This window comes from Kitasatospora arboriphila (assembly GCF_039528095.1).
GTDB classification, from domain to species: Bacteria; Actinomycetota; Actinomycetes; order Streptomycetales; family Streptomycetaceae; genus Kitasatospora; species Kitasatospora arboriphila.
Map to the genome: position 1 here is coordinate 1 of NZ_BAAALD010000031.1, position 26,576 is coordinate 26,576.

At 75.0% G+C, this 26,576-nt stretch carries 29 protein-coding genes and 1 pseudogene; 12 read left to right on the top strand and 18 right to left on the bottom strand.

Annotation, left to right across the window (positions count from 1 at the left end; genetic code table 11):
• Positions 1-314, bottom strand: a pseudogene (locus ABD353_RS17460) (protease); the annotation flags it as partial.
• Positions 315-694: 380 nt separating this feature from the next.
• On the opposite strand from ABD353_RS17460, the gene ABD353_RS17465 reads away from it, so the two are divergent.
• The 4 genes from ABD353_RS17465 (at position 695) to ABD353_RS17480 (ending at position 5,025) form a co-directional block, all read left to right on the top strand.
• A complete protein-coding gene (locus tag ABD353_RS17465; protein ID WP_344624536.1) occupies positions 695-2,074 on the top strand; it encodes a purine-cytosine permease family protein in 1,380 nt (459 codons plus the stop codon).
• A gap of 247 nt (positions 2,075-2,321) precedes the next feature.
• Complete coding sequence (locus tag ABD353_RS17470) at positions 2,322-3,101, top strand: glycerophosphodiester phosphodiesterase (protein ID WP_344624604.1); 780 nt, start codon at positions 2,322-2,324, stop codon at positions 3,099-3,101.
• A 240-nt stretch (positions 3,102-3,341) separates the two neighbouring features.
• Positions 3,342-3,911, top strand: a complete 570-nt coding sequence (locus ABD353_RS17475; protein ID WP_425555180.1) for an ATP-binding protein — start codon at positions 3,342-3,344, stop codon at positions 3,909-3,911.
• A 133-nt stretch (positions 3,912-4,044) separates the two neighbouring features.
• Positions 4,045-5,025 (top strand): DUF5926 family protein, encoded by a 981-nt coding sequence (locus ABD353_RS17480; protein WP_344624537.1) that lies wholly within the window; start codon positions 4,045-4,047, stop codon positions 5,023-5,025.
• A 221-nt stretch (positions 5,026-5,246) separates the two neighbouring features.
• Here ABD353_RS17480 and ABD353_RS17485 read toward each other — a convergent pair whose 3' ends face one another.
• Positions 5,247-5,897, bottom strand: a complete 651-nt coding sequence (locus tag ABD353_RS17485) for a bifunctional DNA primase/polymerase (RefSeq protein ID WP_344624538.1) — start codon at positions 5,895-5,897, stop codon at positions 5,247-5,249.
• A 478-nt stretch (positions 5,898-6,375) separates the two neighbouring features.
• Between ABD353_RS17485 and ABD353_RS17490 the strand changes: the two genes are divergently transcribed.
• Positions 6,376-7,824 (top strand): PP2C family protein-serine/threonine phosphatase, encoded by a 1,449-nt coding sequence (locus ABD353_RS17490; protein WP_344624539.1) that lies wholly within the window; start codon positions 6,376-6,378, stop codon positions 7,822-7,824.
• Between the two features lie 113 nt (positions 7,825-7,937).
• Entirely contained in the window at positions 7,938-9,431 is a 1,494-nt protein-coding gene (locus ABD353_RS17495) for an aminopeptidase P family protein (protein WP_344624540.1), read from the top strand.
• 67 nt (positions 9,432-9,498) lie between these two features.
• Here the strand turns inward: ABD353_RS17495 and ABD353_RS17500 are convergent, their stop codons facing one another.
• Together ABD353_RS17500 and ABD353_RS17505 are read right to left on the bottom strand one after the other, a co-directional pair.
• Positions 9,499-10,020: a hypothetical protein gene (locus tag ABD353_RS17500; protein WP_344624541.1), complete on the bottom strand. Its 522-nt coding sequence runs from the start codon at positions 10,018-10,020 to the stop codon at positions 9,499-9,501.
• 486 nt (positions 10,021-10,506) lie between these two features.
• Positions 10,507-10,959: a rhodanese-like domain-containing protein gene (locus tag ABD353_RS17505; RefSeq protein ID WP_344624542.1), complete on the bottom strand. Its 453-nt coding sequence runs from the start codon at positions 10,957-10,959 to the stop codon at positions 10,507-10,509.
• 193 nt (positions 10,960-11,152) lie between these two features.
• Here ABD353_RS17505 and ABD353_RS17510 point away from each other — a divergent pair, with 193 nt between their 5' ends.
• Complete coding sequence (locus ABD353_RS17510; RefSeq protein ID WP_425555182.1) at positions 11,153-12,130, top strand: helix-turn-helix domain-containing protein; 978 nt, start codon at positions 11,153-11,155, stop codon at positions 12,128-12,130.
• A 19-nt stretch (positions 12,131-12,149) separates the two neighbouring features.
• On the opposite strand, the gene ABD353_RS17515 is transcribed toward ABD353_RS17510, so the two are convergent.
• On the bottom strand, positions 12,150-12,914 hold the full coding sequence (locus ABD353_RS17515) for a MerR family transcriptional regulator (RefSeq protein WP_344624544.1): 765 nt from the start codon (positions 12,912-12,914) through the stop codon (positions 12,150-12,152).
• Positions 12,915-13,086: 172 nt separating this feature from the next.
• On the opposite strand from ABD353_RS17515, the gene ABD353_RS17520 reads away from it, so the two are divergent.
• Positions 13,087-13,935 carry an aquaporin gene (locus ABD353_RS17520; RefSeq protein WP_344624545.1) on the top strand — a complete coding sequence of 283 codons (849 nt, stop codon included), beginning with the start codon at positions 13,087-13,089 and terminating at the stop codon, positions 13,933-13,935.
• On the opposite strand, the gene ABD353_RS17525 is transcribed toward ABD353_RS17520, so the two are convergent.
• The 7 genes from ABD353_RS17525 to ABD353_RS17555 form a co-directional block, all read right to left on the bottom strand.
• Complete coding sequence (locus ABD353_RS17525) at positions 13,821-14,381, bottom strand: flavodoxin family protein (RefSeq protein ID WP_344624546.1); 561 nt, start codon at positions 14,379-14,381, stop codon at positions 13,821-13,823. The genes ABD353_RS17520 and ABD353_RS17525 overlap by 115 nt on opposite strands.
• A 120-nt stretch (positions 14,382-14,501) precedes the next feature.
• A complete protein-coding gene (locus ABD353_RS17530; protein ID WP_344624547.1) occupies positions 14,502-14,927 on the bottom strand; it encodes a PPOX class F420-dependent oxidoreductase in 426 nt (141 codons plus the stop codon).
• An 82-nt stretch (positions 14,928-15,009) separates the two neighbouring features.
• Positions 15,010-15,432: a MarR family winged helix-turn-helix transcriptional regulator gene (locus ABD353_RS17535; RefSeq protein ID WP_344624548.1), complete on the bottom strand. Its 423-nt coding sequence runs from the start codon at positions 15,430-15,432 to the stop codon at positions 15,010-15,012.
• A 191-nt stretch (positions 15,433-15,623) separates the two neighbouring features.
• Positions 15,624-15,953, bottom strand: coding sequence for a thioredoxin (trxA, locus tag ABD353_RS17540; RefSeq protein WP_344624549.1), 330 nt, complete (start codon positions 15,951-15,953; stop codon positions 15,624-15,626).
• 12 nt (positions 15,954-15,965) lie between these two features.
• On the bottom strand, positions 15,966-16,406 hold the full coding sequence (locus tag ABD353_RS17545; protein WP_344624550.1) for a MerR family transcriptional regulator: 441 nt from the start codon (positions 16,404-16,406) through the stop codon (positions 15,966-15,968).
• A gap of 55 nt (positions 16,407-16,461) precedes the next feature.
• A complete protein-coding gene (locus ABD353_RS17550) occupies positions 16,462-16,890 on the bottom strand; it encodes a hypothetical protein (protein WP_344624551.1) in 429 nt (142 codons plus the stop codon).
• An 80-nt stretch (positions 16,891-16,970) separates the two neighbouring features.
• Positions 16,971-17,441, bottom strand: a complete 471-nt coding sequence (locus tag ABD353_RS17555; RefSeq protein ID WP_344624552.1) for a MarR family winged helix-turn-helix transcriptional regulator — start codon at positions 17,439-17,441, stop codon at positions 16,971-16,973.
• Between the two features lie 124 nt (positions 17,442-17,565).
• On the opposite strand from ABD353_RS17555, the gene ABD353_RS17560 reads away from it, so the two are divergent.
• Entirely contained in the window at positions 17,566-17,976 is a 411-nt protein-coding gene (locus ABD353_RS17560) for an organic hydroperoxide resistance protein (protein WP_344624553.1), read from the top strand.
• Between the two features lie 111 nt (positions 17,977-18,087).
• Here the strand turns inward: ABD353_RS17560 and ABD353_RS17565 are convergent, their stop codons facing one another.
• From ABD353_RS17565 to ABD353_RS17575, 3 genes are all read right to left on the bottom strand, one after another.
• Positions 18,088-18,846 (bottom strand): sporulation protein, encoded by a 759-nt coding sequence (locus ABD353_RS17565; protein ID WP_344624554.1) that lies wholly within the window; start codon positions 18,844-18,846, stop codon positions 18,088-18,090.
• A gap of 100 nt (positions 18,847-18,946) precedes the next feature.
• Positions 18,947-19,891: a M56 family metallopeptidase gene (locus tag ABD353_RS17570; RefSeq protein ID WP_344624555.1), complete on the bottom strand. Its 945-nt coding sequence runs from the start codon at positions 19,889-19,891 to the stop codon at positions 18,947-18,949.
• 3 nt (positions 19,892-19,894) lie between these two features.
• On the bottom strand, positions 19,895-20,347 hold the full coding sequence (locus ABD353_RS17575) for a BlaI/MecI/CopY family transcriptional regulator (protein WP_344624556.1): 453 nt from the start codon (positions 20,345-20,347) through the stop codon (positions 19,895-19,897).
• Between the two features lie 232 nt (positions 20,348-20,579).
• Between ABD353_RS17575 and ABD353_RS17580 the strand changes: the two genes are divergently transcribed.
• Positions 20,580-21,155: a TerD family protein gene (locus ABD353_RS17580; RefSeq protein ID WP_344624557.1), complete on the top strand. Its 576-nt coding sequence runs from the start codon at positions 20,580-20,582 to the stop codon at positions 21,153-21,155.
• Between the two features lie 24 nt (positions 21,156-21,179).
• On the opposite strand, the gene ABD353_RS17585 is transcribed toward ABD353_RS17580, so the two are convergent.
• The 3 genes from ABD353_RS17585 to ABD353_RS17595 form a co-directional block, all read right to left on the bottom strand.
• Entirely contained in the window at positions 21,180-22,061 is an 882-nt protein-coding gene (locus tag ABD353_RS17585; RefSeq protein WP_344624558.1) for a GNAT family N-acetyltransferase, read from the bottom strand.
• Between the two features lie 107 nt (positions 22,062-22,168).
• Complete coding sequence (locus ABD353_RS17590) at positions 22,169-22,660, bottom strand: hypothetical protein (RefSeq protein WP_344624559.1); 492 nt, start codon at positions 22,658-22,660, stop codon at positions 22,169-22,171.
• 437 nt (positions 22,661-23,097) lie between these two features.
• Positions 23,098-24,039 (bottom strand): AfsR/SARP family transcriptional regulator, encoded by a 942-nt coding sequence (locus ABD353_RS17595; RefSeq protein ID WP_344624560.1) that lies wholly within the window; start codon positions 24,037-24,039, stop codon positions 23,098-23,100.
• A gap of 420 nt (positions 24,040-24,459) precedes the next feature.
• Between ABD353_RS17595 and ABD353_RS17600 the strand changes: the two genes are divergently transcribed.
• Both ABD353_RS17600 and ABD353_RS17605 read left to right on the top strand, forming a co-directional pair.
• On the top strand, positions 24,460-25,947 hold the full coding sequence (locus ABD353_RS17600; protein ID WP_344624561.1) for a vanadium-dependent haloperoxidase: 1,488 nt from the start codon (positions 24,460-24,462) through the stop codon (positions 25,945-25,947).
• Positions 25,948-25,974: 27 nt separating this feature from the next.
• A complete protein-coding gene (locus tag ABD353_RS17605) occupies positions 25,975-26,523 on the top strand; it encodes an HPP family protein (protein ID WP_344624562.1) in 549 nt (182 codons plus the stop codon).
• The last annotated feature ends 53 nt before the right edge of the window (positions 26,524-26,576 follow it).

Sequence of the window (26,576 nt, forward strand, 5' to 3'; positions counted from 1 at the left end):
GCCGCCGCCGCGGGCGGCGGGACGTCGGCGTACGGGGACCCGGCGGGGACGGCCGGCGGCGGGGTGTCCAGGTACGACGGCGCGGCCGGCGCGGCCGGGGCGGCCGGCACGACCGGCGGCGGGGCGTCGATGTACGAGGTCGCGGCCGGGGCCGGCTCGCTCAGCTTGGAGAGAGCGAGCGTGGGCGCGGACTCGACGACCGGCGGCGGCGGGGCCGCCGCGGTGTCAGGAGCCGGACCCACCGTACGGGGCTCGCCGGAGGGCAGCTGCTCCTCCTGCGGCCCGGTGGACCCACTCGCGTGCTCGTTGCTCACGGACGACCTCCATAGCTGACAGATCCTTGGCCCATAGTGTTTCGCATGGCTGATTCGGTTGCCGTAAGGAGCCTTCTGAAGAACGGCTAAAAATCCTTAGCCGTCCCTGACAGGATGCGTCCGACCTGCGGCGGAACGCGAAAGGCGGGGTGCGGCACACGGCCGGCGGGCCGCCGTCCCGCGATGCGGAACGGAAACCTCCGGCCCTTGGCGTGCGCGGCAGGGTTCGTTAGCCTGTCGTCCTCATCTGAACACGCGGGAGCTTGGACCTTCCAGGCTGAGAGTGCGCCGATCGACCGGCCGGGCGGAGTCCGGGCCGGACGAGGGGGCGCTGACCGCCTGAACCTGTCCGGGTAATGCCGGCGTAGGGAGTACCGGCCATGACGGCTGTTTCGCCTGCCCCTGTTCCCGGTGTCGAGGCCGGCCGGCGCGTCGAGGCGCCGCTCGTGCTGGACACCGCCCCGCCGCGGACGCTCGACTTCCGCGCCCAGTTCGCCCTCTGGGCCAACCTCGGGGTCAGCCTGATCGGCTTCCAGAGCGCCGCCACCGTGCTCGGCACGGCCGGCCACGAGCTGTCCTTCGCGGCGGCGGTCACCGCGATCGTCACCGGCACGGTGATCGGCACCGCGATGCTGGGCGTCGCCGCGCTGATCGGAGCCCGCACCGGCGCCCCCGCGATGGCGGTGCTGCGCGGCCTGTTCGGCACCCGGCTGTCGTACCTGCCGACGGTGCTGAACATCCTGCAGTGCATCGGCTGGGGCGTCTTCGAGCTGATCGTGATCGCGGGCGGCGCCCAGACGGTGGCGGGCACCCAGGGCTGGCGCTGGCTGTTCGTGCTGCTGGCCGGCGTGCTGACCACGGCGCTCACCATCTGGCCGCTCGGCTCGATCGCGGTGCTGCGCAAGTACGTGGCCGTCGCGGTCGGCGTGGCGATGGTCTACTTCACCGTCCAGCTGGGCCGGCAGGGCTTCCCCGACCCCGGCGCGGGCAACTGGGACGGCTTCCTCCCGGCGACCGACGCGATCATCGCGGTGTCGATCTCCTTCGTACCGCTGGCCGCGGACTACACCCGGCACGCGCGCACGCCCGGTTCGGCGTACTGGGGCACCTTCGCCGGCTACTCGCTGGCGCAGGTCTGGTGCTACGTGCTCGGCCTGATCGCGCTGCTGCAGTCCGGCGGCGACACCTCGAAGATCTTCTCCTCGTTCACCGGCGTCGCGGCCGGCTGGGCCTTCCTGCTGGTGCTGGTGGTCCGCGAGACCGACCAGTCCTTCGCGAACGTGTACTCGACGGCGATGTCGGTGCACAACCTGCTGCCGAAGGTGGACCGGCGGCTGCTCACCGGCGGCATCGGCGCCCTGGTGACGCTGCTGGCGCTGCGGGTCGAGGAGGGCGAGTTCAACGACACCTACGCGAGCTTCCTCTACCTGATCGGCGCGGTCTTCGTGCCGCTGCTGGCGGTGCTGGCGGTGGACTACTTCCTCGGGGCCGGCCGGAACGGCTGGGACACCGGCCAGGACGCCCCGGCCCGCTGGCTGATGCTGCTGCCGTGGGCGCTGGGCTTCGCCACGTACCAGTTCCTGGCGCCGACCGCGGTGGCCGGCTGGTGGACGGACTTCTGGCAGGGGCTGCAGTCGGCGGTGGGCTTCACCCCGCAGCCGTGGACCTCGGCCTCGCTGTTCGGCTTCCTGGTGCCGGCGCTGGCGACCTGGGCGCTGACCCCGCTGACCTCGCGCCGCCCGGCCCGCGCCGACGGCTGAGCCTGCGGCGGGCCCCCCCCCCGGCCCCCCCCCCCCCCCCCCCGCCCCCCCCCCCCCCCCCCGCCGGCTGAGCCGGGGGCGGCCCCCCGGCGGGGTCCCCGCCGGCCTCCGTCCGGTGCCGCCGACCGCCGGACGGAGGTGTTCACCACGGGTTTCCCGTGCCGAATCCGATCGGACATCCGCGCACTCGTAGGGTGTTGATGTGGACACTCAGAAGATCCGCCGCACCACTCCGGCGGCCTCCGGCATCCCGGCGCCCGACCGCACGGCCGTCCGGGTCGTCGCGCACCGCGGCTCCTCCGCGGCGCTGCCCGAGCACACCCTGGAGGCGTACGCCCGGGCGATCGAGGAGGGGGCGGACGGGCTGGAGTGCGACGTCCGGCTGACCGCCGACGGCCGGCTGGTGTGCGTGCACGACCGCACCGTGCGGCGCACCTCGGACGGCCGGGGCGCGGTGTCCGCGATGACGCTGGCTCAGCTCTCGGAGCTCGACTTCGGCTCCTGGCACTCGCCGGACACCCCGCGGCCGAGCTCGATCCTGACCCTGGCCGGCCTGCTGGAACTGGTCGCCCAGGCGGGACGCCGGGTGGAGCTGGCCATCGAGACCAAGCACCCGACCCGGTACGCGGGCCGGACGGAGGCCGAGCTGGTGCGGCTGCTGGACCACTACGGGCTGCTGCCGCGCACCCCGGAGGAGTCCACCGTCCGGATCATGAGCTTCTCCGAGCTGTCGCTGCACCGGGTGCGCCGGGCGGTGCCCGCGATGCCGACGGTGTACCTGCTGGAGCGCCGGCTGCCGGTGCTCGGCCGGACGCGGTCGCTGCCCGGCGGCGCCGCCGTCGCCGGGCCCGGCATCGAGCTGGTGCGGCGGGACCCGGGCCTGGTGACGGCGCTGCGCCGGGCCGGGCACCGGGTGCACGTCTGGACGGTCGACGAGCCCGAGGACGTCGAGCTCTGCCTGGAGCTGGGCGTGGAGGCGCTGATCACCAACCGGCCGCGCGAGGTGCTGGCGCAGCTCGGCCGCTGAGCGCACCACCCGGGCGGAGCGGTGTGCGAACGGCGCACGGCGGGGCGCGGACTTCTGACAGAAGCTCAGAGAACGCTCAATTCCTCGGACTTTCACAACAGACCGTAAGCGGTTTATCGGTGGTTGAATACGGTGGGTCGCGGGCCCCGGGAATGTCTCTGCGCGATCGCCGAACGGTCGTTTCCGACGCATTCCCAGGGGGCATCCATCCCTCGGCAGACGCTGAAGGAGGTCCCGGGGGTGGCGTTGATGGTGGCGCGTGCTGTGCCCGAAAAGACAGGGCCGACTTCGTCGACCATGGCGGTGCCGCACGGTCCGGCCGGCGTCGGAGCGGCTCGCCGGAGGATGCGCCGGGAGCTCGGTGAACGGGCGGTACCGGAGCAGGTCGTCGACGACGCGGTGCTGATCCTCTCCGAACTGCTCAGCAATTCCTGTCGTTACGCGCGGCCGCTCGGAAAGTTCTCGGAACTGGTCGGGCGGACGACCGCCGACATGGTGGACGCGGTCCTCGTGCGGGCGGTGACGGCCTCCCGGCACGGCGGCGCGGAGACGGCGGAGGAAAACGATCCGGGCGGGATCCTGGTCCGCTGGTGGACGCACGCGGACGGCATCGTCGTGGAGGTCACCGACGGCGGTGCGCCGACCAGGCCGCGGCCGGCCAGCCCGTCGCTGACGGCGCGCGGCGGACGCGGGCTGAGCATCGTCGGCAAGCTGGCCGACGCCTGGGGCGTCCGCGACGCGCCGGGCGAGGTGACGGTCTGGGCCGCCCTGCCGCTGCGGCCGGAGCGGCGCGACGATCCGGCCGCCTAGGCCGGCCGCGCAGGCCGGCTGCGGGGCGCGCGGGCGGGTCCGTGGCGACCCCGCGGGGGTGCGTCCGCACCGGTGGGCGGCACGAACCTCAGTAGGCTGCGGGTGCACTGTCGCCGTTCCCGGGAGCCCCGCCATGGCCAAGAAGGCCGCAAAGTCCTCGTCGCAGCCCAGCACCGCCACCGCCACCGGCGAGATCCCGGTCGTCGGTGCGCGCGAGAAGTGCCCGTGCGGCTCCGGCCGCCGGTACAAGGCCTGCCACGGCCGGGAGGCCGCGCACGCCGTGCAGGAGCTGGTGCACCGCCCGTTCGAGGGCCTGCCGGGCGAGGCCGACTGGGTCGCGCTGCGCGAGCTGGTGCCGGCCGCCACCGTGCCGCTGACGCTGGCCGCCGGGGTGGCGGACGGCGCCGTCGGCGAGGTGCCGTCGGTGACCCTGGCCACCGTGCTGCCGCTGGCCTGGCCCGCGCTTCGCCGCGCGGACGGATCGATCCTGCTCGGCCTGCAGACCCAGTCGGGCTCGGGCGACCTGAGCCGCGACCTGGCCGACGCGCTGGAGCTGGCCCTCGCCACCGAGCCGGGCACCCCGGTGCCGTCCCGCCGGACGGTGCCGGGCGGCCGCCGCCTGCAGGACCTGCTGGACACCTCGGCCGGCTTCGTCCCGACCGTGCACACCGGCTTCGAGTTCTGGCTGGAGGACGCCGAGTCCGCCACCGGCGAGGTCGCCGCCTCGCTGGAGCGGGCCAACGCCTCGGCCATCCCGACCGAGAAGGTCGCCTCCGTGGACGCCGCCTACTGGTGCGGCACCCCGGACAAGAACCACCTGCGCTGGGTCATGACCGTGCCCGAGGAGAAGCTGCTCGACGCGCTGGCCCGGCTGTCCGCGGCCGGCCGCAGCTCGCTCGGCGAGGACACCAAGCTGGTCGGCTCGTTCCGCGCGCACGGCCTGACCGTGCCGGTGTGGGACCTGCCGGTGGAGTTCTCCGCGAAGGACTGCGAGCAGCCCGCCGCCGAGTTCGCCGAGCGGCTGGCCGGCGCGCTGGCCGAGACCGCACCCCTGTCCGCGGAGGAGCGCCGCGCCCGCGCCAACCTGGTGAGCCGTCAGATCACCCTGAACTGACGGGGAATGTGACTCCGGTCACATTTCCACCGGTGGGACGAAAATGCCAGGTCGGCCATGGGCGGACAAATTGGCGCCCCGCCGGATCTTTGTTACTGTTTAAACAGTCCGGTCGCTGGTGCATCCCCCGTCGCCAGCGACCGGATTTTCCATTCCCGGGACACCCGGGGACGCCCGGCGGTGCCGCGGAGGCGCCGCGTTCCGGCCGCCCCGCGCCCGGCTCAGTACGCCAGCCGGCTGTCGTCCGGCTCGGCCACGCTCGCAGCGATCAACCCCTCCAGCAGGGTGCCGACCTGAGGCAGCCACAGCCCGTTCCCGACCGGCGGTGACACCCAGTGCACCCCGCCCGCACCGGTCTGCGAGGGCGGCAGCAGGACGTACCCGCCGGGGCCGTGGTAGCGCAGCGAACCGGGCACCCAGGGCCGCTCCGCCAGCAGCCCGCCCAGCTCCTCCAGCGTGAACGGCGCGACCAGCAGCACGTGCCGCCCGGGCGCGGCCAGCACCGGGCCGACCGGCACGCCCAGGTCGGCGAAGTAGCGCAGCACCCGCTCGCCCGCCGCGGCGGGCAGGCTCACCCCGCACACCGACCGGCCGGTGGCGACCAGCACCGGCGCGCCGGGTGCCCGGCGCTCCCACCACCACTGCACCATCCGGCCGTCCGTGGTGGCGGCCGCCAGCGGCGGGTCGTGCGGATGGGCGCCGGGCAGCGGGCAGCGCTGCTCGCCGCAGCTGCACGGGCCGAACACCCCGCGGACGGCACGCGCGCCCGGCACCACCGGCCAGCCGCGGTCCGCCGCCTCCAGCGCCGCCAACAGCAGCGCGCCCTGCTCCCGCCGGCGGCTCCCCGGCCACCGCAACTGCATCCGACGCATGGGTGCTCGTTCCTCTCCGCGACCGTGGGGACCAGGACGACCGCCGGCGCGGGCGCGGGCGGTGTGAGACGAGGGAGGGGGAGGGCACCCGGAGGTTCCCGGCCGCACGGCCCCTGGAACGAGAATCCCTCATACGGCCGGATGGACGCGCGCTGCGGCCCGCCGGTTCCACCGTACGAGTGAGTCGGCCGCCGGCCGGGGAGCCGCCGCGAGGCGGAAGCATACGATCCGGACCGCAGATTGACCGAGCGTCAGCCCGAGCGGCCGCACGGCGCCGCCGCGGGCCCGCACCGGCGCGCCCCGGCACCGCCCGCGACCGCGCGCACGGGCCGCCGGGAGAGACCTCGTCACGCTTATGGACATGCCCCGATCGGCCTGTGTACAAGTGGTGGATTGCTGCCGAACAGTGAGATAGCACTCGTTCTGTCCGGTCTCGGGAGTCCTGCGTGACACGTACCAGTATGTGGGGAGTTGCGACATGACCGACGCCCAGCCGAGCGGACTGGCCGTGAGCGGTGCGGCGCTGCCCGGCACGGCAGCGTGCGGAGCGGCCCCGGCACCCTGCGGGACGGCGCCCGCGGCGGCCGTCCTGACGCCGGTCCTCCCGCTGCCGGCGCTCCTCGGCGACGAGTTCGCCGACGGGGCCGACGGCGGGCTGCAGGACCGTTTGGCCGGATGGCTGTCCGATTTCACCAGCCTCCACGAGCACACCGAACTGCTCACCCGCGCCCGGGGCCTGGACGCCGCGCTGGCGGCCGTCCTGGAGTCCGGCGCGGCCCTGCTCGGCGCCCGGCGCGGACTGATCACCACCACCGCGCGCGGCAGCGGCCGCCCCGTCGGCCTCGGCCTCGACCGCTCCGGCATCGGCGCGCTGGAGACCGTACCGGTCGAGCACGGGCCGTTCGCCGGGCTGCTCAGCCGGGCCGGCGACGGCGGGCAGCTGCTGATCGCCGACCTCGCCGCCGACCCGGCGGCCGGCCCGCGCTTCCGCGAGGTCGCCGCCCAGCTCGGCCTCGGCGCCTGCTTCGCGCTGCCGCTCGGAACCCCGGAGGACGGCCCGCTCGGCGCCGCCGCCTGGTTCTACGACGAGCCCGCCGAGCCGGGCGAGCGCCGCCGCCACCTCCTGCGCCGCTACTGCGAGTTCGCCGGGCCGGTGCTGGCCGGCCAGCTCGCCGCCGACCGGACCCGGCGGGCCACCGACGCCCTGCGCCGCGGTCTGCTGCCGGACCGGCTGCCCGTGCTGGACGGCGTCCGGCTCGCCGCCCGCTGCGTCACAGCCGGCCTGGAGCAGGCCACCGGCAGCGACTGGTACGACGCGGTGGAGCTCCCCGACGGCACCCTCGCCCTGACCGTCGGCAGCGTCTTCGGCGACGGCCCCGGCGCGGGGCCGGCCTCCGCCCCCGGGGCGCCCGCCGCGATGGGGCGCATCCGGGCCGCGCTGCGTGCCTACGCCGTGCTGGAGGGCGAGGACCCGGTCTCCGTCCTCGGCGACCTCGAACTACTGCTCAAGACCACCGAACCGGCCCGCACCGCCACCGCCGTCTACGCCTGGGTGCAGCCCGCCGAGCGGCGGGTCACGCTGGCCGGTGCCGGGCACTGCCCGCCGATCCTGGTCACCCGCGACGAGGCGCGCTTCGTCGAGACCTCGCTCTCCGCGCCGCTCGGCGTGCTCAGCTGCTGGGAGGCGCCCGGAGTGGAGCTCGCCGCCGACCGCGGCGACCTCCTGTTGCTGTACACCGAGGGGCTCGCCCGCCGCTGCGGCCCGAGCCTGCACGCCGGGCAGGCCGCGCTGCGCCGGGCCGCCGCCGACGCCCCGCGGGACGTGCTGCTCGACCCCGACCGGCTCTGCGCGCACCTGCTGGAGGTCACCGGCGGCGAGGCCGCCGGCTCCGACGACCTCGTCCTGATGGCGCTGCGCTTCTGCTGACCGGCCCGGACGGCCGTTCGGTCCGTCCTCGTACCATGGTGGGCACGGCCGCCCGACCACGTCGCGATCCGACGTGCCCCGGGCGGGGAGACGCGCGCAAGGAGGCGACGTACGTGACCGAGGACCGCACCCCGGCAGTGTCCGACAACCCCGAGGGCCTGGCCGCCGAGGAGGAGGACCAGCCGATCAAGGGCCGCAAGAACGGCCTGTACGGGGAGGTCACCGACGAGCTGGCCGCGTCCATGAAGTCGGGCTGGGCCGACACCGAGCTGCGCGGGCTGCAGCAGGTCGCCCAGGCCCCGTACGCCGCCGGGCGCCGGGCGAAGCTGTCCGCCGCGTTCCCGGGCGAGCGGCTGGTCGTCCCGGCCGGCCGGCTGCGGGTGCGCGCCAACGACACCGACTACCCGTTCCGCGCCGCCAGCGAGTACGTGCACCTGACCGGCGACCAGACCGAGGACGCCGTCCTGGTCGGCGAGCCCACCGGGGACGGCCACGACTTCGTGCTGTACCTGCTGCCGCGCTCGAACCGCGAGAACGGCGAGTTCTGGCTGGACGGCCAGGGCGAGCTGTGGGTCGGCCGGCGGCACAGCCTGGAGGAGGCGCAGGCCCTGCTCGGCCTGCCCGCCCGCGACGTCCGCAAGGCCGCCGAGGAGCTCGCCGCCGTCGAGGGCGTGCCCACCCGGATCGTCCGCGGCTACGACGCGGCCCTGGAGGAGGCGCTCGCCGGCGTGCTCGACGAGGAGCGCGACGACGAGCTGAAGGTCTTCCTGTCCGGGCTGCGCCTGGTCAAGGACGAGTGGGAGGTCGGCGAGCTGCGGGCCGCCTGCGACGCCACCGTCAAGGGCTTCACCGACGTCGTCCGCGAGCTCGGCCAGGCCGTCGCCACCTCCGAGCGCTGGATCGAGGGCACCTTCTGGCGCCGCGCCCGGGTCGAGGGCAACGACGTCGGCTACGGCTCCATCTGCGCCGCCGGCCCGCACGCCACCACCCTGCACTGGGTGCGCAACGACGGCGAGGTCCGCCCCGGCGAGCTGCTGCTGCTCGACGCCGGCGTGGAGACGAACACCCTGTACACCGCGGACGTCACCCGGACCCTGCCGATCAACGGCCGGTTCGACGCGCTGCAGCGCAAGATCTACGACGCGGTGTACGACGCGCAGGAGGCCGGTATCGCCGCGGTGAGGCCGGGCGGCCGGTTCCGCGACTTCCACGACGCGGCGCAGCGGGTGCTGGCCGAGCGCCTGCTGGCCTGGGGCCTGCTCGACCCGTCGGTGTACGACGTGGAGAAGGTGCTGGAGCTGGGCCTGCAGCGCCGCTGGACGCTGCACGGCACCGGCCACATGCTCGGCCTCGACGTGCACGACTGCGCGCACGCCCGCCGCGAGGAGTACGTGGACGCGGAGCTGGTGCCGGGCATGGTGCTCACCGTCGAGCCCGGCCTGTACTTCCAGCTGGACGACCTGACCGTGCCGGAGGAGTACCGCGGCATCGGCGTCCGGATCGAGGACGACATCCTGGTCACCGCCGACGGCAACGAGAACCTCTCGGCCGGGCTGCCCCGCACCGCGGACGAGGTCGAGTCCTGGATGTCCGGCCTGGCCCGCTGACCGGTCCGGCACGCACGGCACGCACGACGGCCGGGCACCCCGCGCGGGGTGCCCGGCCGTCGCCGTCTCAGCCGAGGGCCAGCTGCCCGGCGGTGTCGCCGACGGTCGGTGCGGAGCTGCCGGAGCCGTCGAGCAGGGCCTGCCCCACCAGCTGCACCGAGGCCTTCTGGTAGCCGGTGAGCTTCAGGCGGTAGGTGAGGGTGCGGCTCTGGCCCGGTGCGAGGGCGAAGGGCGCCGAGGGGCCGTGTCCGCCGCCCGTCCCGGTGCTCAGCGGCAGGGCCGTCCAGGTGGAGCCGTCCTTGCGCTCCAGTACGGCGGTGGCCTGCTGCCCGCCGGCCGGGGCGGTCGGGGCGGCGAGCCCGGGCTCGTCGAGGGCGAGCACCGGTTCGACCCGGCCGTAGGCGTTCTGGGTGAGGTTGGTCCAGGTCACCGGGAAGGTGACCGTCCGCACCCCGCCCGCGGTGGTCACGGACGCCTCGCCGATCAGGACCTTGACGTCGCCGGCCCGGCCCTTGTGCAGGACGTCCCCGCGCCCGCCGACGTCGAGGCCGTCCAGGATCCTGGTCAGGCCGTCCTGATGGACGTGCACACCGCAGCGAGGTTGCAGGCGGGGGCGGGATTTCTTCCGCGGCACCCCGGGCCCGCCGGGAGGAGAACAGCAGGACGGGGCGCCCGGCCTCGTTGCCGGACACCCCGTGGGCGGATCAGCGGCGGGCGCCGCGGCGGCCCCAGCCGGACATCCGGATCGGGGCAGGAACATTCTTCGTGAATCGGGCGACAACGGGCGTGCTCATGGCGTGACCCCCCAATGAGATCGCTGCGGATGTGGTGGTGGATGTGTACGGCGAGGCCCACCGGTCGGCTCAGCCGCACCGGCCCCGTCCCCCGGGCCCTCGCCTGACGAATCAGCATCCTCCCCGACGGACGGGGCGGGCTCCCACTGCTTTTTTCGCTGCCCGCCGTGCTCGGCGTGCTGCTGCCCGCCGCCGGTCTCGGACACATCTTCAGATTAGGCCCGGGCACTGACAATCCGGCCGCGCCAAGGCCTCCACCGCTCCGCCGCGGTCGGGTGCGGTCAGCAGACCAGCCCGAGGTCGGCGGGGCCGGCGGTGCGCGGGTCGATCGGACGGCGGCCCTCGGTGGGCCAGCCCTCGCGGACCCAGTACTCCAGGCCGCCGATCATCTCCTTGACCTCGCGGCCGAGCGCGGCGAGCCGCATCGCGCCCTTGGTGGAGCCGTTGCAGGCGGGGCCCCAGCAGTACACCACCAGCAGTCCGGACGGGAGTGCGGCGACCCGCTCGGCGGTGATCTCCGCGAGCGGCAGGCTGATCGCACCGGGCAGGTGGGCCTTGCGGTGGGCGCCCTCGGCGCGGACGTCGACCACGGTGAAGTCCTGTTGCCCGTCGCGCATGGCGTGGTGGACGTCGGCCGGGTCGGCCTGGCAGCCGAGCCGCTCGGCGAAGAAGGCGAAGGCGCGCTCGGGGGCGAGGGCGGGGATCTCGGTCACGGGCGAGGCGGTGGCGGTCATCGGTGGGCTCCTGTCGGTCCGGCTGCCGGTCTGCTGCGACGGGATCGATCCTCGCGGCGGGCCGGGCGGCCCGACAGTGGCGCGGACGACTACACTCGCCAAGATCCCGCCAGCCCGGACGAAGGGGGCCGCCGTGGCCGTCCACCCGCAGAGCGGCCCGGTGCCGGTGGCCGTCGGCCGCCGGCCCGAGCCGGTGCACACCGTCGCCGTCTACGCCTTCGACGGCATGGCGCCGTTCGAACTGGGCGTGGTGGTCGAGGTGTTCGGGCTCGCCCGGCCCGAGCTGAGCGGGCTGCTGGCCGCGCCCTGGTACGACGTCAGGGTCTGCGCCGACGAGCCCGGAACGCCGCTGAACGCGGTCGGCGGGTTCTCCCTCACCGCGCGGCACGGGCTCGACGACCTGGCCGCCGCGGACACGGTGATGGTGGTCGCCGTCCCGAACCCGTTCGGCGGCGCGGTCTCGCCCGGGCTGGTCGCCGCGCTGCGCACCGCGCACGAGCGCGGCGCCCGGATCGTCTCGATCTGCTCGGGGGCGTTCGCGCTCGCCGCGGCCGGCCTGCTGGACGGCCTGGAGGCGACCACCCACTGGCGGTACGCCGACCTGCTGCAGCAGCGCCACCCTGCGGTGCGGGTCAACCCGGACGTGCTGTACGTGGACAACGGCACGGTGCTGACCAGCGCGGGCAGCGCCGCCGGCATCGACCTCTGCCTGTACCTGGTGCGGCGCGACCACGGGGCCCGGGTGGCCAACACGGTGGCCCGGCGCTTCGTCGTCCCGCCGCACCGGGACGGCGGCCAGGCGCAGTTCATCGAGGCGGCGGTGACACCGGTCGCGGCCGAGGACGACGGCGTCGCACGCTCCATGCAGTGGGCGCTCGACCAGCTCGCCGGGCCGCTCACCGTGCCGCTGCTCGCCCGTGCGGCGCGGATGTCCGAGCGCTCGTACCTGCGGCACTTCACGGCCCGCAACGGCACCAGCCCGATGCGCTGGGTGACGGCGCAGCGGGTCGCCGCCAGCCTGCCGCTGCTGGAGTCCCCGGAGGGGACGGTGGAGGAGATCGCCGCGGCGGTCGGCTTCGAGAGCGCCGCGACCTTCCGGCACCACTTCGGCCGCACCATGCGGGTCTCCCCCACCGCCTACCGCCGCACCTTCGGCCGCGGCGCGGCCTGACGGCCGGGCCGCGGGCCGCTCACGCCTCCCGGCGGTCGGCGTTGGCGACGATGGCGTCGCGCAGCCACCGGGCCAGGCCGGGGGTGATCTTCTCGTAGGTGGCGGTGAACCGGGGGTCGGCGAGGTACATCTCGCCGAGGCCGCGGTGGATGGCGTAGGTGCACTCGTAGAAGTTGCCGGTGATGTGCTGCCGGTGCTCCTCGGCGAGGGCGGCGCCCTCCTCGGAGTCGGGCGCGGTGCCGGCCGCGAGGGCCTCGGCGAGGCGGGTGTTGAGGGCGTCGGCCTCGGCCTTGATCCGCACCCAGTCGGCCTTGCTGTAGCCGCCGGTGCGCCGCTGGGACTCCTTCCAGGCGTCGGTGCCGCCCCAGCGCTGCTCCGCCTCGTCCTCCCAGCCCTCCTGGTAGTCCTTCCCGAACACCTCGAACTTCTCCTCCGGTGTCAGCTGAATGCCCATCTTCTGTGCCTCCATGGCTCGTTCGACCGCCGCGGCGAGTTCCTGGAGGTGCCGGATCCGGTCGCCGATGAGCCTGCGCTGGCGGCGCAGGTGTTCGTTCGGCGAGACGGAGCGGTCGTCCAGGATGTCCGCGATCTGATCGAGGGGGAAGCCGAGTTCGCGGTAGAACAGCACCTGCTGCAGCCGGTCGAGGTCCTCGTCCTCGTAGCGGCGGTAGCCGGCCGGGGTGCGGCCGCCGGGTGACAGCAGGCCGATCTCGTCGTAGTGGTGCAGGGTGCGGACGGTGACCCCGGCCGTCCTGGCCACCTGGCCGACCGAGTAGCTGCTCATCGCGGGTGCTCCCTCCTCGTTGCCTCCAGCCTCCGGCCTCACGGTGCGTGAGGGTCAAGCCGGTTCCGGCGGCCCGGCCGTGCGAGTCTCCGAGCGGACGCCGGGCGGGCCCGGGTCCGGCCTGGCGCACCGGACAATTGTCGCCGCCCGGCGGCCCGGACACGATGGCGGCATGATGACGACTGCCCTGTTCAGGCGGCTGGCCGCAGAGGCGGTCGGCACGGCGGTGCTGGCCGCGGTGCTGATCGGTTCGGGGCTGCGGGCGGCGCAGCCGGGGCTCGCCGGTTCGGCCGCGGTGGGTGCGGTGCTGGCCCCCGCGCTGGCCCTGGGGGTGCTGCTCACGGTGCTGGCACCGGTCTCCGGGGCGCACCTGAACCCGCTGGTCACCGCCGCCGTCTGGTGGACGGGTCGGCGGGGCGGCGGGCCGTCCGGTCGTGAGCTGGTCTGCTATCCGGTGGCGCAGCTGGCCGGTGCGGTGGCGGGTGCGGCGGTGGCGAACGCGATGTTCGGCCGCCCGCTGCTGGAGGTCTCCGGGCGGCGGCTGGCCGCGGGGCCGCTCTGGCTGGCGGAGGCGGTGGCGACCGGGGTGCTGCTGCTGGTGGTGTGCGGGCTGCGGCACGTGGGGCGGGGCCGCTGGGCGCCGGTGGCGGTGGCCGGGTGGGCGGTCGCGGCGTGCTGGGGGACGTCCTCGGGGGCGTTCGCCAATCCGGCGGTGACGGCGGGCCGGGCGCTCTCCGACGGGGCGGCCGGGATCGCGCCCGGCTCGGTGCCGGGGTTCGTGCTGGCGCAGTGCGCGGGTGCGGCCGCGGGGCTGCTATTGGTGGCGCTGCTGTTCGGCCCGCGGGCGGCCGCTCCGGACGGCGCTGCGGGCCCGGTCGGCCCGGTCGCCGCGGCGGGTCGGGGTGGTCAGGGCGCGGCGAGGAAGGACTTGGCGGCGAGCAGGGCGTCCTCGTCGGCGAGCACGTCGCCGGGCCGGCTGCCGGAGCCGAGCAGCAGGCCGCCCCAGCGCATCGACAGGTAGTCGGCGCTGCGGCGGAGCATGCCGGCGAGCGGGTCGGCGTCGGCGGGGTCGGTGCCGGCGTAGGCGCTGACGGCCCGCAGGGTGCGGCCGGCCATCCGGGCCTTGAAGTCGGTGCCGGGGACGCGCATCCAGCCGGACCAGTGGTCGAGGTAGTGCTTGACGGGCGTGCTGACGCTGTACCAGTACAGCGGCGAGACGATCACCAGGTCGGTGGCGTCGAGGGTGGCGTCGAGCAGGGTGCGGGCGTGACCGGTGGGCGGCGGGTAGCTGCCGTCGTGGCGCTGGTCGGCGAAGGCGGGCAGCGGCAGGTCGGTGAGGGTGAGCCACTGCTGCTGCGTACCGGCGGGGAGGTGCTCGGCGGCGCGCCTGGCGAGCAGTTCGGCGTTGCCGCCGCTGCGGGTGGAGCCGAGCAGGAAGAGGAAGCGGCGCGGGGCCTGGTCGGCCATCGGGTCTCCGGGTGTCGTCGTGCGGCGCGGGTCGGCGGTGGCCGGCCGAGGCGTGCAACAACCCGGCCCGCGGCGGTTCTTCCCGCCGCGGGCCGGGACACCCGGTGCTACGGCACGGGCTCAGGCGGAGATGGCGCCCTGCGCGTCGACCTTCTCGATCCTGAGGCGGACGAGGAGTTCGCCGGGGACGCCGTTGCGGGCGGCGAACTCCTCGGCCCGGTCCTCGCCCATGTAGCGGGCGCCGATCCGGCCGGCCCAGTGCCGCAGTTCGGCCGGGTCCTCGGAGAGTTCGGCGCGGCCCTGCACCAGGACGAAGGAGTACGGCGGCTGCTGGTCGTCGACGCACAGCATGGCGCGGGGGTCGCGGGCGAGGTTGCGTCCCTTGACGCTGCTCGCACCGGTGTTGAGCACGACGTCCCCGCCGTCCAGCACGAACCAGACGGGCGTGACGTGCGGCCGGCCGTCCGCGCGGGTGGTGGCGAGCTTGCCGGTGCGGGTGCCGTGGGAGAGGAAGGCGCGCCATTCGGGCTCGGTCATCCGTGTCATGCCGCCATCCTTGCGGCTGCGGCCGGGCGGCCCGGGGCGGCGCGCCGTCGCGCCGGGCGCCGGGTGCGCCCGGGGCGGGCGGTCAGTCCCCGGCGCCGTACCGGGTGAGGTAGCCGGCGAACCGCGCGATGTCGTCGTCCGTCCAGTCGGTGAAGCGCTCGCGGAAGGCGAGCCGGCGGCGCTCGGCGGCGTCGGCGAGCAGCCGCAGTCCGTCCTCGGAGGGGCGCAGCAGCTGGCCGCGCTGGTCCTCCGGGTCGGGTTCGCGGGTGATCAGGCCGAGCTTCTCGAGGGCGTTGACCTGTCGGCTGACGGTGGACTTGTCGAGCATGAAGTGGGCGGCGAGGTCGGCGGCGCGGCAGCTGCCGCGCTCCTTGACCAGGTCGAGCATGCTGTAGGTGACCAGCGACAGGTCGGGGTGCATCTGCGCGGCCTTGTGGCGGGCCCGGCGGGCGAACGCGGTGAGCTCGCGCTGGATGGCGTCCAGGGCGGCGTCGCGGTCGGGCATGCGTGCTCCTTCGGTGGGGGACGGCGGGGACCACCGTACGGCGCGCGGGCGGGATGTCCGGCACCGGCCACCAAGTTGCACTTTACAACCTAGGCCCGGAGGAGTACGTTCCGGTACGGACGGGTTCGCGGGCGGCGGCCCTGGACAAGCCGCCGCCCACCTCCCGCGCGTCCCGGCGGCGCCGGGGCGCCTCAGAGCACCTCGGCGAGCTCGCGCAGCAGCCGGGCCTTGGCACGGGCGCCGACCATGCTCTTCACCGGCTCGCCGCCGCGGAAGACCATCAGGGTCGGCATCGAGAGCACCCCGTAGCGGGCCTGCGTCTCGGGGTTGGTGTCCACGTCGAGCTGGACGACCCGCAGCCGGTCGGCCTCCTCCCGGGCGACCTCGGCCAGCACCGGGGCGATCATGCGGCAGGGCGGGCACCAGGCGGCGGTGAAGTCCACCAGCACCGGCCGGTCGGCCGCGAGCACCTCGGTGGCGAAGGTGGTGTCGGTGACCTCGTCGATTCCTGCGAACGCCATGGGTGTTCCTCTCTACGTCGGGTCGGGACGGCCCGGGCGGGGCCCGGGGTGCGGGGCCAGTTCGCAGCGCGGCTCGGGCCCGCCGGGCAGGTCGGCGGCGGCCTCGAACTCGGCGCGGGCGAGCTGGGCGGCGACCTCGTCGCGGACGGCCTGCAACCGGGCGACGACGGCGTCGAGTTCGGCGAGCTTGGCCCGGTAGACGTCCAGCGAGGCCGGGCAGGAGTCGCCTGCCGGGTGTCCGGCCTGCAGGCACTCGACGAACGGCCTGGTCTCCTCCAGTCCGAAGCCGAAGTCCTGCAGGATCCGGATCTGCCGGAGCAGCCGGAGGTCCTCCTCGTCGTACTCGCGGTAGCCGTTGCCGGTGCGCCGGGCGGGCAGCAGTCCGCGCGACTCGTAGTACCGCAGGGTCCGTGTGGTGGTGCCCGCCCGCCGGGCCAGCTCGCCGATCCGCATGCCCCCGACGGTAGACCTTGCCGCGGACGTCAACGCCAGCCCGTCCGTCGGGGAATCAGCCGTTGGCCTCCCGGAGGTCGGCGACCGTCCGGTCGGAACTCCGCACGGCGTACCGGACCCGCAGCGTCGCTCCGCCCGCCCACCGTTCGTCGACGGCGACCAGGGCGAGCCCGCCGGCCGTGCCCGCGGGGCGGGCCGTCCAGGAGTCGGGGGCGACGGCTGCCCGGAAGACCGGGTCGGCGCCGGGGTGGCCGGCCCGCCACGCGTCGAGGCGGGCGTTCAGCTCCGGGGCCAGCCACTCGGCGCGCACCTCGGAGGGGGTGAGGCCGGGGCCGGTACCGCGCACGGCGTCCCGGTACGCGGCCAGGAAGCCGCGCACCACCGCGGTGTCAGCGTCGGCGGAGGCGGGGCCGGGGGCCGGGCCGGGGGCGGCCGCGAGGGTCAGGGCGGCGAGGCAGGCGAGGCCCGCCGGCGGGGTGCGCACGGCGCCCAGCCGACCACGGGCCCGGGGCGCCGCGGCGGCGACACACGGGCCGCCACCCGGACGGGTCGGGCCGGGACGGCTCAGAGCGTGGCGGCGGCCTCGTCCAGGGCGGTGGTGATCCGGCCGAGGAGCTGCTGCAGCTGGGCGAGCTCCCCGACGGTGACCGAGGAGGAGCGCAGGATGCGGCGGGGCACCGCCTCCAGCGCCTGCTCGCGCAGGGCGGCGCCCTCCTCGGTGAGGCGGACGGTGACCGAGCGCTCGTCCTCGGCACTGCGTTCGCGGCGCACCCGGCCGGCCGCCTCCAGCCGCTTGATCAGCGGGGAGAGGGTGCCGGAGTCGAGCCGCAGCCGCTCGCCGATCTTCTTCACCGGGAGGTCGCCGTGCTCCCAGAGCACCAGCATCACCAGGTACTGCGGGTAGGTGAGGCCGAGGTCCTTGAGGACGATCCGGTACACGCTGTCGAAGGCGCGCGAGGCCGCGTGCAGCGAGAAGCAGATGTGGCGGTCGAGGCGGAGCAGGTCCTCCTCGGGCACCGCTGGCAGTGCGGTCATGCCTCCCAGGATAGCCGGGTCGCCGACATTTTAGTTGTGCGCAATTTAGTTGTGTGCTCTACTTGTGGTCGCAGGGCAGCCGGGACCTCCGGCCGCCGCTCCGATGTGGGAAGAGGACGGGTCCATGGACGCGCTGTACACCGCTGTCGCCACCGCCAACGGCCGCGAGGGCCGGGCCGTGAGCTCCGACGGACAGATCGACCTGGCGCTGGCGATGCCGCCGGCGCTCGGCGGGAACGGCCAGGGCACCAACCCCGAGCAGCTCTTCGCGGCGGGCTACGCGGCCTGCTTCGCCAGCGCCCTCGGCCTGGTCGGCCGGCAGTCCAAGGTCGACACCGGCGACATCTCGGTGACCGCCGAGGTCAACATCGGCAAGGACGACACCGGCTTCGGCCTCTCCGTGGTGCTGCGCGTCGAGGTGCCCGAGGCGCTCGCCGGCGAGACCGCCGAGCTGCTGGTCAAGCAGGCCCACGAGGTCTGCCCGTACTCCAAGGCCACCCGCGGCAACATCCCGGTCCAGCTGATCGTCGAGTAACCGCCGCGGGGCGCGAACGGGGGGAACCGGGGGCGACGGGGGAACGGGAACGGCGGACCGCCGGGGCAGGGAGAGTGCCCCGGCGGTCCGCCGTTCCCGTTGCGGGTGCCGCTACAGCGCGGCGCGGATCCAGCCGTCCACCACAGGGGCCAGGTCCTGCTGGGCCGCCGCGTGGTCGAGGTGGTAGGTGCGCACCGAGTCGCCGCCGTGCAGGAAGCCGCGCTTGTCGAACTCCAGGACGACCTCGACGCCGTACGCGTCGGCGATGAAGGTCACCTCGATCTCGTTGCAGCGGTGCGCGTACTGCGGCGCCGCCCGGAACTCGATCTCCTGGTAGAAGGGCAGCGTCTGCCGGGTACCGCGGATGTGGCCGGCCTCCAGGTCGGCCCGGGTGAAGCGGAAGCCCAGCGCGAGCAGGGCGTCCAGCACCCGCTGCTGCACCGGCAGGGCCTCGACCGCCAGCGGGTCGGCGTCGCCCTTGTCCAGCTGGCCCGCGATGTCCACCTCGGTGCGCACGCCGAGCGCCATGCCCGACAGGTGCTGGCCGGCGATGGTGGTCGCCGGGGTCTCGAACGGCACCGGGAGGGCGAACGGCACCGCGCGGCGCTCGCCCGCCGCCAGCCGCAGCGGGCCGCTGACCACCGCGGAGGCGAAGGTCTTGTTGGTGTGCCCCTCGTGGTCCTCGTACTCGACCTCGACCCGGGCGACCAGCGCGAGGGTGATGCCGTTGATCTCCGCGTCCCGCTCGCCGCCGACCAGGTTGACCTGGCCGTGGACGGTGCCGCCGGGGTGCACGGTCGGCGTGGACAGGACCGTGTCCACGGTGGGTCCGCCGACGCCCAGCGCGCCGAGAAGCCGCTTGAACACCATCGGTGCTCTCCTTACCGGTTCGGGTGGTGAGGGGGCCGATCGTACTTTGCCCGCGCTTGACCCGGACGGCCCCGACCCGGCACACCGTCGCAGCACGCCGTCACAGCGGCGTGGCGGCCTTCAGCACCAGCAGCAGCGCGGTGGCCGCGTTCAGGGCGGAGAGCGCCGAGGCTGCGGTGCCCGCGGCGGCCAGCATCGCGGCCGGACCGGCCGGGCTGTGCGCGGGCGGCCAGGCGCGGCCGGACGGGACGGGGCCGAGCAGCGCCGCCACCCGGCGCGGCACCGGACCGGGCGCCGGATCGGCGAAGGCCGCGACCCCCGGCAGCACCCCCTGGTGGGCGACCAGGGCCGCCCGGGCGACCGCACGGGCCGTCGTCCGGCGGTCGCCGACGGCGCCGGCGGCCTCCTCGTCGGCCCACCGCTCGGTGGAGTACGCCACCGCCCGGTGCAGCGGCCGCAGGAAGGGGTTCACGCAGGCGGCCAGCCGGGTCGCCAGCAGGTAGCGGTGGTGCCGGTGCGTCAGGTGGGCCTGCTCGTGGGCGAGCAGGGCCGCCCGCTCGTCCTCGGCCAGGTGCGCCAGCATGCCGGTGGAGACCACGATCCGGCCGGACCCGCCGGGCAGCGCGTAGGCGTACGGGCGGTCGTCGGGCAGTACCGCGGGCCCGTCCTCCGCCGGGAGGTCGGCGACCGCGCGGCGCGCCCGGGCGGCGACCCGCAACCGGCCTGCGAGCGTGCGGGCGACCGCGCCGAGCACCACCGCGAGCATCGCGATCGAGGCCGCGCCCACCTCGACGTGGAACGGCACCATGTCGCGGACCTCGGGGTCGGACCAGCTGTCCGGCAGCGGGTTGCCGGGGATCTGCGCCGTCCCCAGCACCCCGAGCAGGCCGAGGCAGAGCGCGCTGCAGCCGGCCATCGCCAGGCCGAACCCGGTGAGCAGCCGGGTCGCCGCCCGCGGATGCAGGTGCTGTTCGGCCAGCCGGGAGATCGGCAGGGCGGTCAGCGGCAGGACGAGCGGCAGGAAGAGGAAGACGAGGACGGCCACGGCTCAGCCCTCGCGGCGGGCCGGCCCGTCGTGCTCCCGCCCGGTGCCCGCGGACTGTGCCGCACCGTCCGAGGCGCTGTCCAGCAGGGCCCGCAGCAGCACCTCGTCGTGCGGCAGCAGCGCGGAGACGAAGCTGGCGAGCACCGCGTCGCGGTCGGCCTCGCTGTCGAGCACCCGGCGCATCTTCAGGGCGGCCAGCCCGGCCGCGTCGGCGGCCTGCCAGTGGTAGGAGCGGCCGGAACGGGTGCGCGAGACGGCCTTCTTGGCGTGCAGCCGGGAGAGGATGGTGACGACCGTGGTGTAGGCGAGTCCGCCGTCCAGCCGCTCCTGGACCCAGCCCGCGGTGGCCGGCCCCGGCGCCTCCCGCAGCAGCTCCAGCACCTGGGCCTCCAGCTCGCCCTGGCCGCGGCGGCGGGCCCGGAAGCCGCCGGCGTCGGGCTCGCGCTCCTGGACCATGGCGGCGCCTCCCGTGCGTCCCCGGCAGGGCCTGCGCCCGCCCGCTGCTGCGCGCCGCGGGTGCGACGGCGCCGCCATCCTACTGAGCGGTTCGGTCCGGGCCGTCCGGTGAGACCGCGTCAGGGCGCGGGGAAGGGCCCGTCCGGCCTCTACAGTGCTGTAGATTCATGGCTCACAGTGATCGGATCGGCCGGGCGGACGGGCCCGGTGCGGCACTCCGGGAGGGGAAGCCATGGGAGTCTCGCTGGCCAAGGGCGGCAACGTCTCGCTGAGCAAGGAGGCCCCGGGCCTGACGTCGGTCATCGTCGGACTCGGCTGGGACGTCCGGTCGACCACGGGCGCCGACTTCGACCTCGACGCCAGCGCCCTGCTGTGCGGCGAGAACGGCCGGGTGATGACCGACCAGCACTTCGTCTTCTACAACAACCTGGCCAGCCCGGACGGTTCGGTCGAGCACAGCGGCGACAACCTGACCGGCGGCGGCGACGGCGACGACGAGCAGATCAAGGTCGACCTGGTCGGCGTGCCGCTCGCCGTCTCGAAGATCGTCTTCCCGGTGTCGATCTACGACGCCGAGAGCCGGCTGCAGAACTTCGGCCAGGTCCGCAACGCCTTCATCCGCGTGGTCGACCAGGCCACCGGCCGCGAGGTCGCCCGCTACGACCTCTCCGAGGACGCGTCCAGCGAGACCGCGATGGTCTTCGGCGAGCTCTACCGGCACGGCACGGACTGGAAGTTCCGCGCGATCGGCCAGGGCTACGCCTCGGGCCTGCGCGGCATCGCGCTGGACTACGGCGTCAACGTCTGACCCGTCGGGCCGGGCGGATCCGGCCTACAGGTCCAGCCGGTAGTGGCAGAGGCGGCGCGTCGGACGGTAGCCGAGGGCTTCGTTGGCGCGCCGCATCGGCGTGTTCTCCTCCGCCGTGTCGGTCATCAGCCCCTCCAGCGCCGGGTGGCGGCGGCGGGCGGTGCCGATCGAGGCCGCCTTCATCCAGCCGGTCAGACCGCGGCCGCGGTGGCCGGGCAGCACGCCCGTGCCGTAGTGCTGGCCGTCGCCGGTGCCGTCGCCCGGCACCACCAGTTCGGTGAAGGCCACCATCGCGCCGTCGTCCTCGGACAGCACGGCGACGGTGTGCAGGAGGTCGCCGCGTGCCGCGACCTGGTCGGCCGCGGCACGCAGCCGCTCCGCCGTCCAGCGGACCGGGCCGTGGCCCGTGCCGCCGAGCGGCATGTCGTCCATCGCCGGGCGGGCGGCGAGGTAGCGCTCCAGCAGGTCGTCCGGGACGGCACCGTCCCAGTCCACCAACCGGTAGCCGGGGTGCGGGCGTTCGGCGCGGGCGGCGAGCGCCCCCTCGTCCGTGTCGGCCAGCGGCAGCCGGGCCTCGATCAGGACGAGCACCCGGCGCAGCCCGCGGGCGGCGAGGAAGTCCTCACCGGGCCCGCCCTCCTCGGCGACGGCGAGCAGGACCTCCCGGCCGTCCGTCCGGGCCGCGTCGGCGGCGGCCTCCAGCAGCAGGGTGCCGGTGCCGCGCCGGCGCTCGGCCGGGTGCACGGTGATCTCCACCTCGGCCAGCCGGCGCTGCTCCTCCCGGTCGGACAGCCGCAGGAAGGCCGATCCCACCGGCACGCCGTCGTCGTCGGCGGCGAGCCAGGCGGTCCGGCGCCGGTGCGGGCCGGCAGAGGGATCGGCGAGGGCGGTGAGGCGGATCGGCACGGCGGCTCCAGGCGCTGCGGGCGGACGGCGGCCCGGCGACCGTAGGCAGCACCGACCCCGCGCCGCAAAGCATTTACGGCAACGCCACCGGTCGGGCCGTCTCCGCGCTAGACGCCGTCCGGGCGCCGGCGGGAGTCGGTGGTGACCACCAGGACGGCGGTGAGCAGCACCAGGTTCTTCACCACGAACTCGCCGACCAGGGTGAGCAGCAGCGGGTTGCCGTCGTCGAAGGCCGTGCCGGGCATGAACAGCAGGACGCCGAAGGTGCCGCAGAGGTGGGCGCCGAGCACCGGCAGGGCGAGCAGCAGGCCGCGGCCGGAGAGCAGCCAGAGGCCGAGCAGCACCTCGACCCAGCCGAGGGCGGGGACGACCCAGCCGCCGGGGTGGCCGGGTATGGTCCCGGTCACCAGGACGCCGGCCGGGCTGCGCTCGATGATCTTCAGGATGCCGAACCACACGTACAGCACGCCGAGTCCGGCCCGCAGCAGGGTCACGCCCCAGCGGTGCAGGCCGGGGCGCAGCCGGGTGGTCAGGGTCTGCGGCGCGGGCGCGGCCGGCAGCAGCGGGCCGGGCGGCTTGAGCTCGGGGGTCATGGTCACGACGGATTGCCTCCAGAACACGGCGGATGACGGGTCGGGACGGGTCCGCGCGGGCAGGGCGCAGCGGCGCGGGGGTGGCCGCGCGGACGGTCGTTCAGGGGCACCCGGACGCCCCTGGAGACAGGTCCTGGGAACCGTCTTCGAAGGGCGCCCGAGCGGTCGGTCCAGGGACGCGTGGGGGCACATCCCGGCGCGCCCTGCGTGGCATCCGTACGCCTTGAAGACACGTCCTAGGAGCTGTCTTCAAAGGGCGCTCGGGTGGTCGATTCAGGGGCGCGTGGGGGCACCTCCCGGCCGAAGGCTGGGGGAGAACTGCGCGATTTGGATGCGGGCCACCGTCCGGACCAGGGGTGAGCCGGATTCGTCAGGAGCACCACTCCCGGACTGCACAGTTCCCCGCGCCCCTGCGTGGCATCCGTACGCCTTGAAGACACGTCCTAGGGGGCGTCCTGGCGGCCCGTGGCGGGGCGGTGCAGGCTTCGCAGGCTGCGGATGCCCTGCTCGCCGCCGCCGTGCGGCCCGCCGGGCCGGCCGCCCGTGTCGCGGGCTGCCGGCTCGCGGCCGCCGAGCTCCCGCCGGAGCTGTTCCCGGTAGGTGGCCCGGTAGGCGTTGGCGGCGATCCGGTTGCCGGCCGCCAGGTAGGCGGCGACCAGCGTCTCGTGTGCGCTCTCGCGCAGGTTGTCGGCGTGGATGGCGATCAGTGCGGCGTCGACCGCCGCGCCCACCCAGCCGGCCTGGACGAGCCGGAAGGAGAGTGCCTCCAGGGTGTGCAGGCGCTGTTCGCGCCAGCGCATCCGGTGGTGGTCGAGCCAGTCCTCCTCCCAGTCCGGCAGCAGGTCGTGGCCGAAGTCGCAGGTGGCGGCCCGGCCGAGTTCCTCGGCGTCCAGGGGGAGCGCGAGGTTGAGCACCCGGGTGGCGGTGGTGCGCAGTTCGCCCAGGTCGGTGGCGACGTCCGGGGCGAGCCGGAGCCGTTCCCGGCCTTCGTGCAGCAGGTCGGCGCGGCAGCCGGGGAGCCGGTGCAGCGCGGTGCGCAGTGCCGCTCCGGCGCGGGCGGGTTCGAGGCCCGGCCAGAGGACGGCGGCGGCCCTGGCGCGGGTGAGGCCGCCGGGTTCGACGGCGAGCAGGGCGAGCAGGCGGCGGGCGCCGATGCCCGGCTGGACCTCCTCGCCGTCGAGGTGCAGGGCGAAGCCGCCCAGCAGGTCGATCCGCACGCCCGTGACCGGGCACGGGCGGTGGCCGTCCGGGCCGTCGGCGGCCCGCAGGGCCCGCGGGCGCGGTGGTGGTGGAGCGGGATCGGCCGGGACGCTCCGACGCGCCTGGCCGCCCCTGGCGGTGGCGACGCTGCGGATGCCGGCGCCGCCCGGAAGTGCTTGGATCATGGCTTGCCCCCGTGTTCGCACCGTGGTCCGCCCGGGGCGGTCCGTGGCGTCGCGGCGCCGGGGGCGGGCACCTCGCCGCGGTGTCGTCCGCGCTGCGGTGCCGTGCCCGGTGCCGCTCGTCGGTCCCGCTCCCTGGTGTCGGGCGGCCTCATTTCCACGCTAACCACCGCGGGTCGGCGGCAGCGAGCGCCATCGCCGCATTGCATGGGAGCCATAGAAGAAGCCGATCGACCTCCGGACGGGCACCGCTCGTCTGAGCAGCGGCGATTCCGGCCCGTACAAATGTTTGACGAGACACCGTCAGCTCCGGTGCAACACGGTGCAATGCGGCTGCAACGTTCATGCCACGAACCGTCACATACCTTCCGCACAAAGCCGCTTCCCCGGCCGTCGGCCCGAACGCGAGAAGGAACGACACCGATGACCCTTCCCCTCCCCACCCGAAACACCACCCGCCGCCGGGTCATCGCCGCCGGACTCGGCGTGGCCGGCGCGCTGGCCCTGCCCGCCACCGCGTGGGCCTCCGAGACCCGGACGGGCCGCCGCGCGGCGGGCGCGCACCAGGTCAGCGTCATCGTGCGCTGGAACCAGGCCGTGATGGACGCCATCCTCGCCGAGTACAAGCTCGCCGGCACGGTGTTCGGCCCGGCGACCATCAACGCGCGGGCGCTGGCCGTCATCCACAACGCGATATACGACGCCTGGGCCTGCTACGACTCCTGCGCGGTCGGCACCCGGTTCGGCGGCTCGCTGCGCCGCCCGCGCCGCGAGCGCACCCTCGCCAACAAGAGCGAGGCGGTCAGCTACGCGGCGCACCTCGCGATGCGCGACCTCTTCCCGAACCAGGCGGCCGCCGCCGACTCCTTCATGCGCAGCCTCGGCTACGACCCCAACGCCCAGGCCGGCCCGAACACCCCGGCCGGCATCGGCCGCCGCACCGCCCAGGCGGTGCTGGACTTCCGCCACCAGGACGGCGCCAACCAGGGCGGCGGCTACGTCGACACCACCGGCTACACCGCGGTGAACCAGCCGCAGTCGATCGCCGCCTTCGACCCCGCCCTGGTCACCGCGCCCGAGCACTGGACCCCGCTGATCGTCGGCGGCAAGGCGCAGAAGTTCCTCACCCCGCAGTTCTCGGTGATGACGCCGTTCGCGCTGACCCGGCCGGACCAGTTCACCGTGGCGGCCCCGCCGGCCTACCCGTCCACCCGGATGTCGGACGCGATCGAGGAGCTGGTGGACATCAGCGCCGGTCTCACCGACGAGCACAAGGCGATCGCCGAGTTCTGGCTGGACAACGACGTCACCCCGCCCGGCGCGCAGCAGTCCTGGGCCCGGTTCGTGTCGGCCCGCGACGGCTACGGCATCGACGAGGACGCACCGCTGTTCTTCGGCCTCAACATGGCCGAGTGCGACGCCGCGATCGGCTCCTGGGCGGTCAAGCGGCAGTACGACTTCGCCCGCCCCTCCACGCTGGTCCCCTACGACCGCCGCGGTCAGCAGATCCGCGCCTGGGGCGGCCCCGGCCAGGGCACCGTCACCATGGACGGCGTGCACTGGCGGGCGTACGTGGCGGTGCCGGGCTTCCCCGCCACCGTCTCCGGCCACTCGACCTTCTCCGGCGCCGCGGCCGAGTTCCTCCGCCGCTTCACCGGCACCGACTCGTTCGGCGACTCCTACCTGTTCAAGGCCGGCACCTCGACCGTCGAGCCCGGACTGACCCCGGCCGTGGACGTGACGCTGCAGTGGCCCACCTTCACCGCCGCCGCCGAGCAGGCCGGCATCTCCCGGATCTACGGCGGCATGCACTGGAGCTTCGACAACGGTCCCGGCCTGGAGATGGGCCACAAGATCGGCGGCGTTGTGCACCGCAAGGCCATGGACCTCCTCCACGGCTCGCACAACTGACGCCGTCACCACGGGAGCTGACACACCATGACGAACCAGACCGCCAACCGGCCGGCCTCCGCACCCGCCTCGGCCGCCGGGTCGGGCGGGGGCCTCGGCGGCCGCGCCCCGGCCTTCGCCGGCACCCGGGCCACCGTGGCCGGCACGCTCGCCACCATCGTGTCGCTGCTGGTGCTGGCCGTGATCGGCAAGGCGACCGACTCGCTGCTGCTGATCGCGCCGCTCGCCGCGACCGCGATGATCATCTGCGCCAGCCCGGCCCTGCCGCCGGCCCAGCCGCGCAACGTGCTGCTCGGCCAGATGGGCTCCGCGGTGATCGGCTACGCGGCCGCCGCGGTCGCCGGCCACTCGCTGTGGACGGCCTCGGTCGCGGCCGGCCTGTCGGTCGCCCTGATGGGCGTGCTGCGGGCCGTCCACGCCCCGGCCGCCGCCACCGCGGTGCTGGTGGTCGTCCAGCACCCGGCCCCCGCACGGTTCCTGCTGCTGCTCGCAGCGGGCAGCGTCCTGCTGATCCTCGTCGGCCTGCTGGCCTCCCGGATCGGCGCGATCGGCAAGTACCCCACCTACTGGTGGTGACCGCACCCGGCGGGGTCGCGGCCCTCGGCGGCGGCTCCGACCGGCCCGCCGAC

What these genes read in the sequence shown, in the direction of transcription:
- ABD353_RS17530 (WP_344624547.1), bottom strand. Translation starts at nt 14,927, where the DNA reads ATGACACGGATGACCGAGCCCGAATGGCGCGCCTTCCTCTCCCACGGC.
- ABD353_RS17600 (WP_344624561.1), top strand. Translation starts at nt 24,460, where the DNA reads ATGACCCTTCCCCTCCCCACCCGAAACACCACCCGCCGCCGGGTCATC.
- ABD353_RS17465 (WP_344624536.1), top strand. Translation starts at nt 695, where the DNA reads ATGACGGCTGTTTCGCCTGCCCCTGTTCCCGGTGTCGAGGCCGGCCGG.
- trxA (WP_344624549.1), bottom strand. Translation starts at nt 15,953, where the DNA reads ATGGCGTTCGCAGGAATCGACGAGGTCACCGACACCACCTTCGCCACC.
- ABD353_RS17545 (WP_344624550.1), bottom strand. Translation starts at nt 16,406, where the DNA reads ATGCGGATCGGCGAGCTGGCCCGGCGGGCGGGCACCACCACACGGACC.
- ABD353_RS17555 (WP_344624552.1), bottom strand. Translation starts at nt 17,441, where the DNA reads ATGACCGCACTGCCAGCGGTGCCCGAGGAGGACCTGCTCCGCCTCGAC.
- ABD353_RS17560 (WP_344624553.1), top strand. Translation starts at nt 17,566, where the DNA reads ATGGACGCGCTGTACACCGCTGTCGCCACCGCCAACGGCCGCGAGGGC.
- ABD353_RS17525 (WP_344624546.1), bottom strand. Translation starts at nt 14,381, where the DNA reads ATGGCCGACCAGGCCCCGCGCCGCTTCCTCTTCCTGCTCGGCTCCACC.
- ABD353_RS17580 (WP_344624557.1), top strand. Translation starts at nt 20,580, where the DNA reads ATGGGAGTCTCGCTGGCCAAGGGCGGCAACGTCTCGCTGAGCAAGGAG.
- ABD353_RS17575 (WP_344624556.1), bottom strand. Translation starts at nt 20,347, where the DNA reads ATGGTCCAGGAGCGCGAGCCCGACGCCGGCGGCTTCCGGGCCCGCCGC.
- ABD353_RS17490 (WP_344624539.1), top strand. Translation starts at nt 6,376, where the DNA reads ATGACCGACGCCCAGCCGAGCGGACTGGCCGTGAGCGGTGCGGCGCTG.
- ABD353_RS17535 (WP_344624548.1), bottom strand. Translation starts at nt 15,432, where the DNA reads ATGCCCGACCGCGACGCCGCCCTGGACGCCATCCAGCGCGAGCTCACC.
- ABD353_RS17605 (WP_344624562.1), top strand. Translation starts at nt 25,975, where the DNA reads ATGACGAACCAGACCGCCAACCGGCCGGCCTCCGCACCCGCCTCGGCC.
- ABD353_RS17565 (WP_344624554.1), bottom strand. Translation starts at nt 18,846, where the DNA reads ATGGTGTTCAAGCGGCTTCTCGGCGCGCTGGGCGTCGGCGGACCCACC.
- ABD353_RS17480 (WP_344624537.1), top strand. Translation starts at nt 4,045, where the DNA reads ATGGCCAAGAAGGCCGCAAAGTCCTCGTCGCAGCCCAGCACCGCCACC.
- ABD353_RS17515 (WP_344624544.1), bottom strand. Translation starts at nt 12,914, where the DNA reads ATGAGCAGCTACTCGGTCGGCCAGGTGGCCAGGACGGCCGGGGTCACC.
- ABD353_RS17485 (WP_344624538.1), bottom strand. Translation starts at nt 5,897, where the DNA reads ATGCGTCGGATGCAGTTGCGGTGGCCGGGGAGCCGCCGGCGGGAGCAG.
- ABD353_RS17505 (WP_344624542.1), bottom strand. Translation starts at nt 10,959, where the DNA reads ATGACCGCCACCGCCTCGCCCGTGACCGAGATCCCCGCCCTCGCCCCC.
- ABD353_RS17595 (WP_344624560.1), bottom strand. Translation starts at nt 24,039, where the DNA reads ATGATCCAAGCACTTCCGGGCGGCGCCGGCATCCGCAGCGTCGCCACC.
- ABD353_RS17520 (WP_344624545.1), top strand. Translation starts at nt 13,087, where the DNA reads ATGATGACGACTGCCCTGTTCAGGCGGCTGGCCGCAGAGGCGGTCGGC.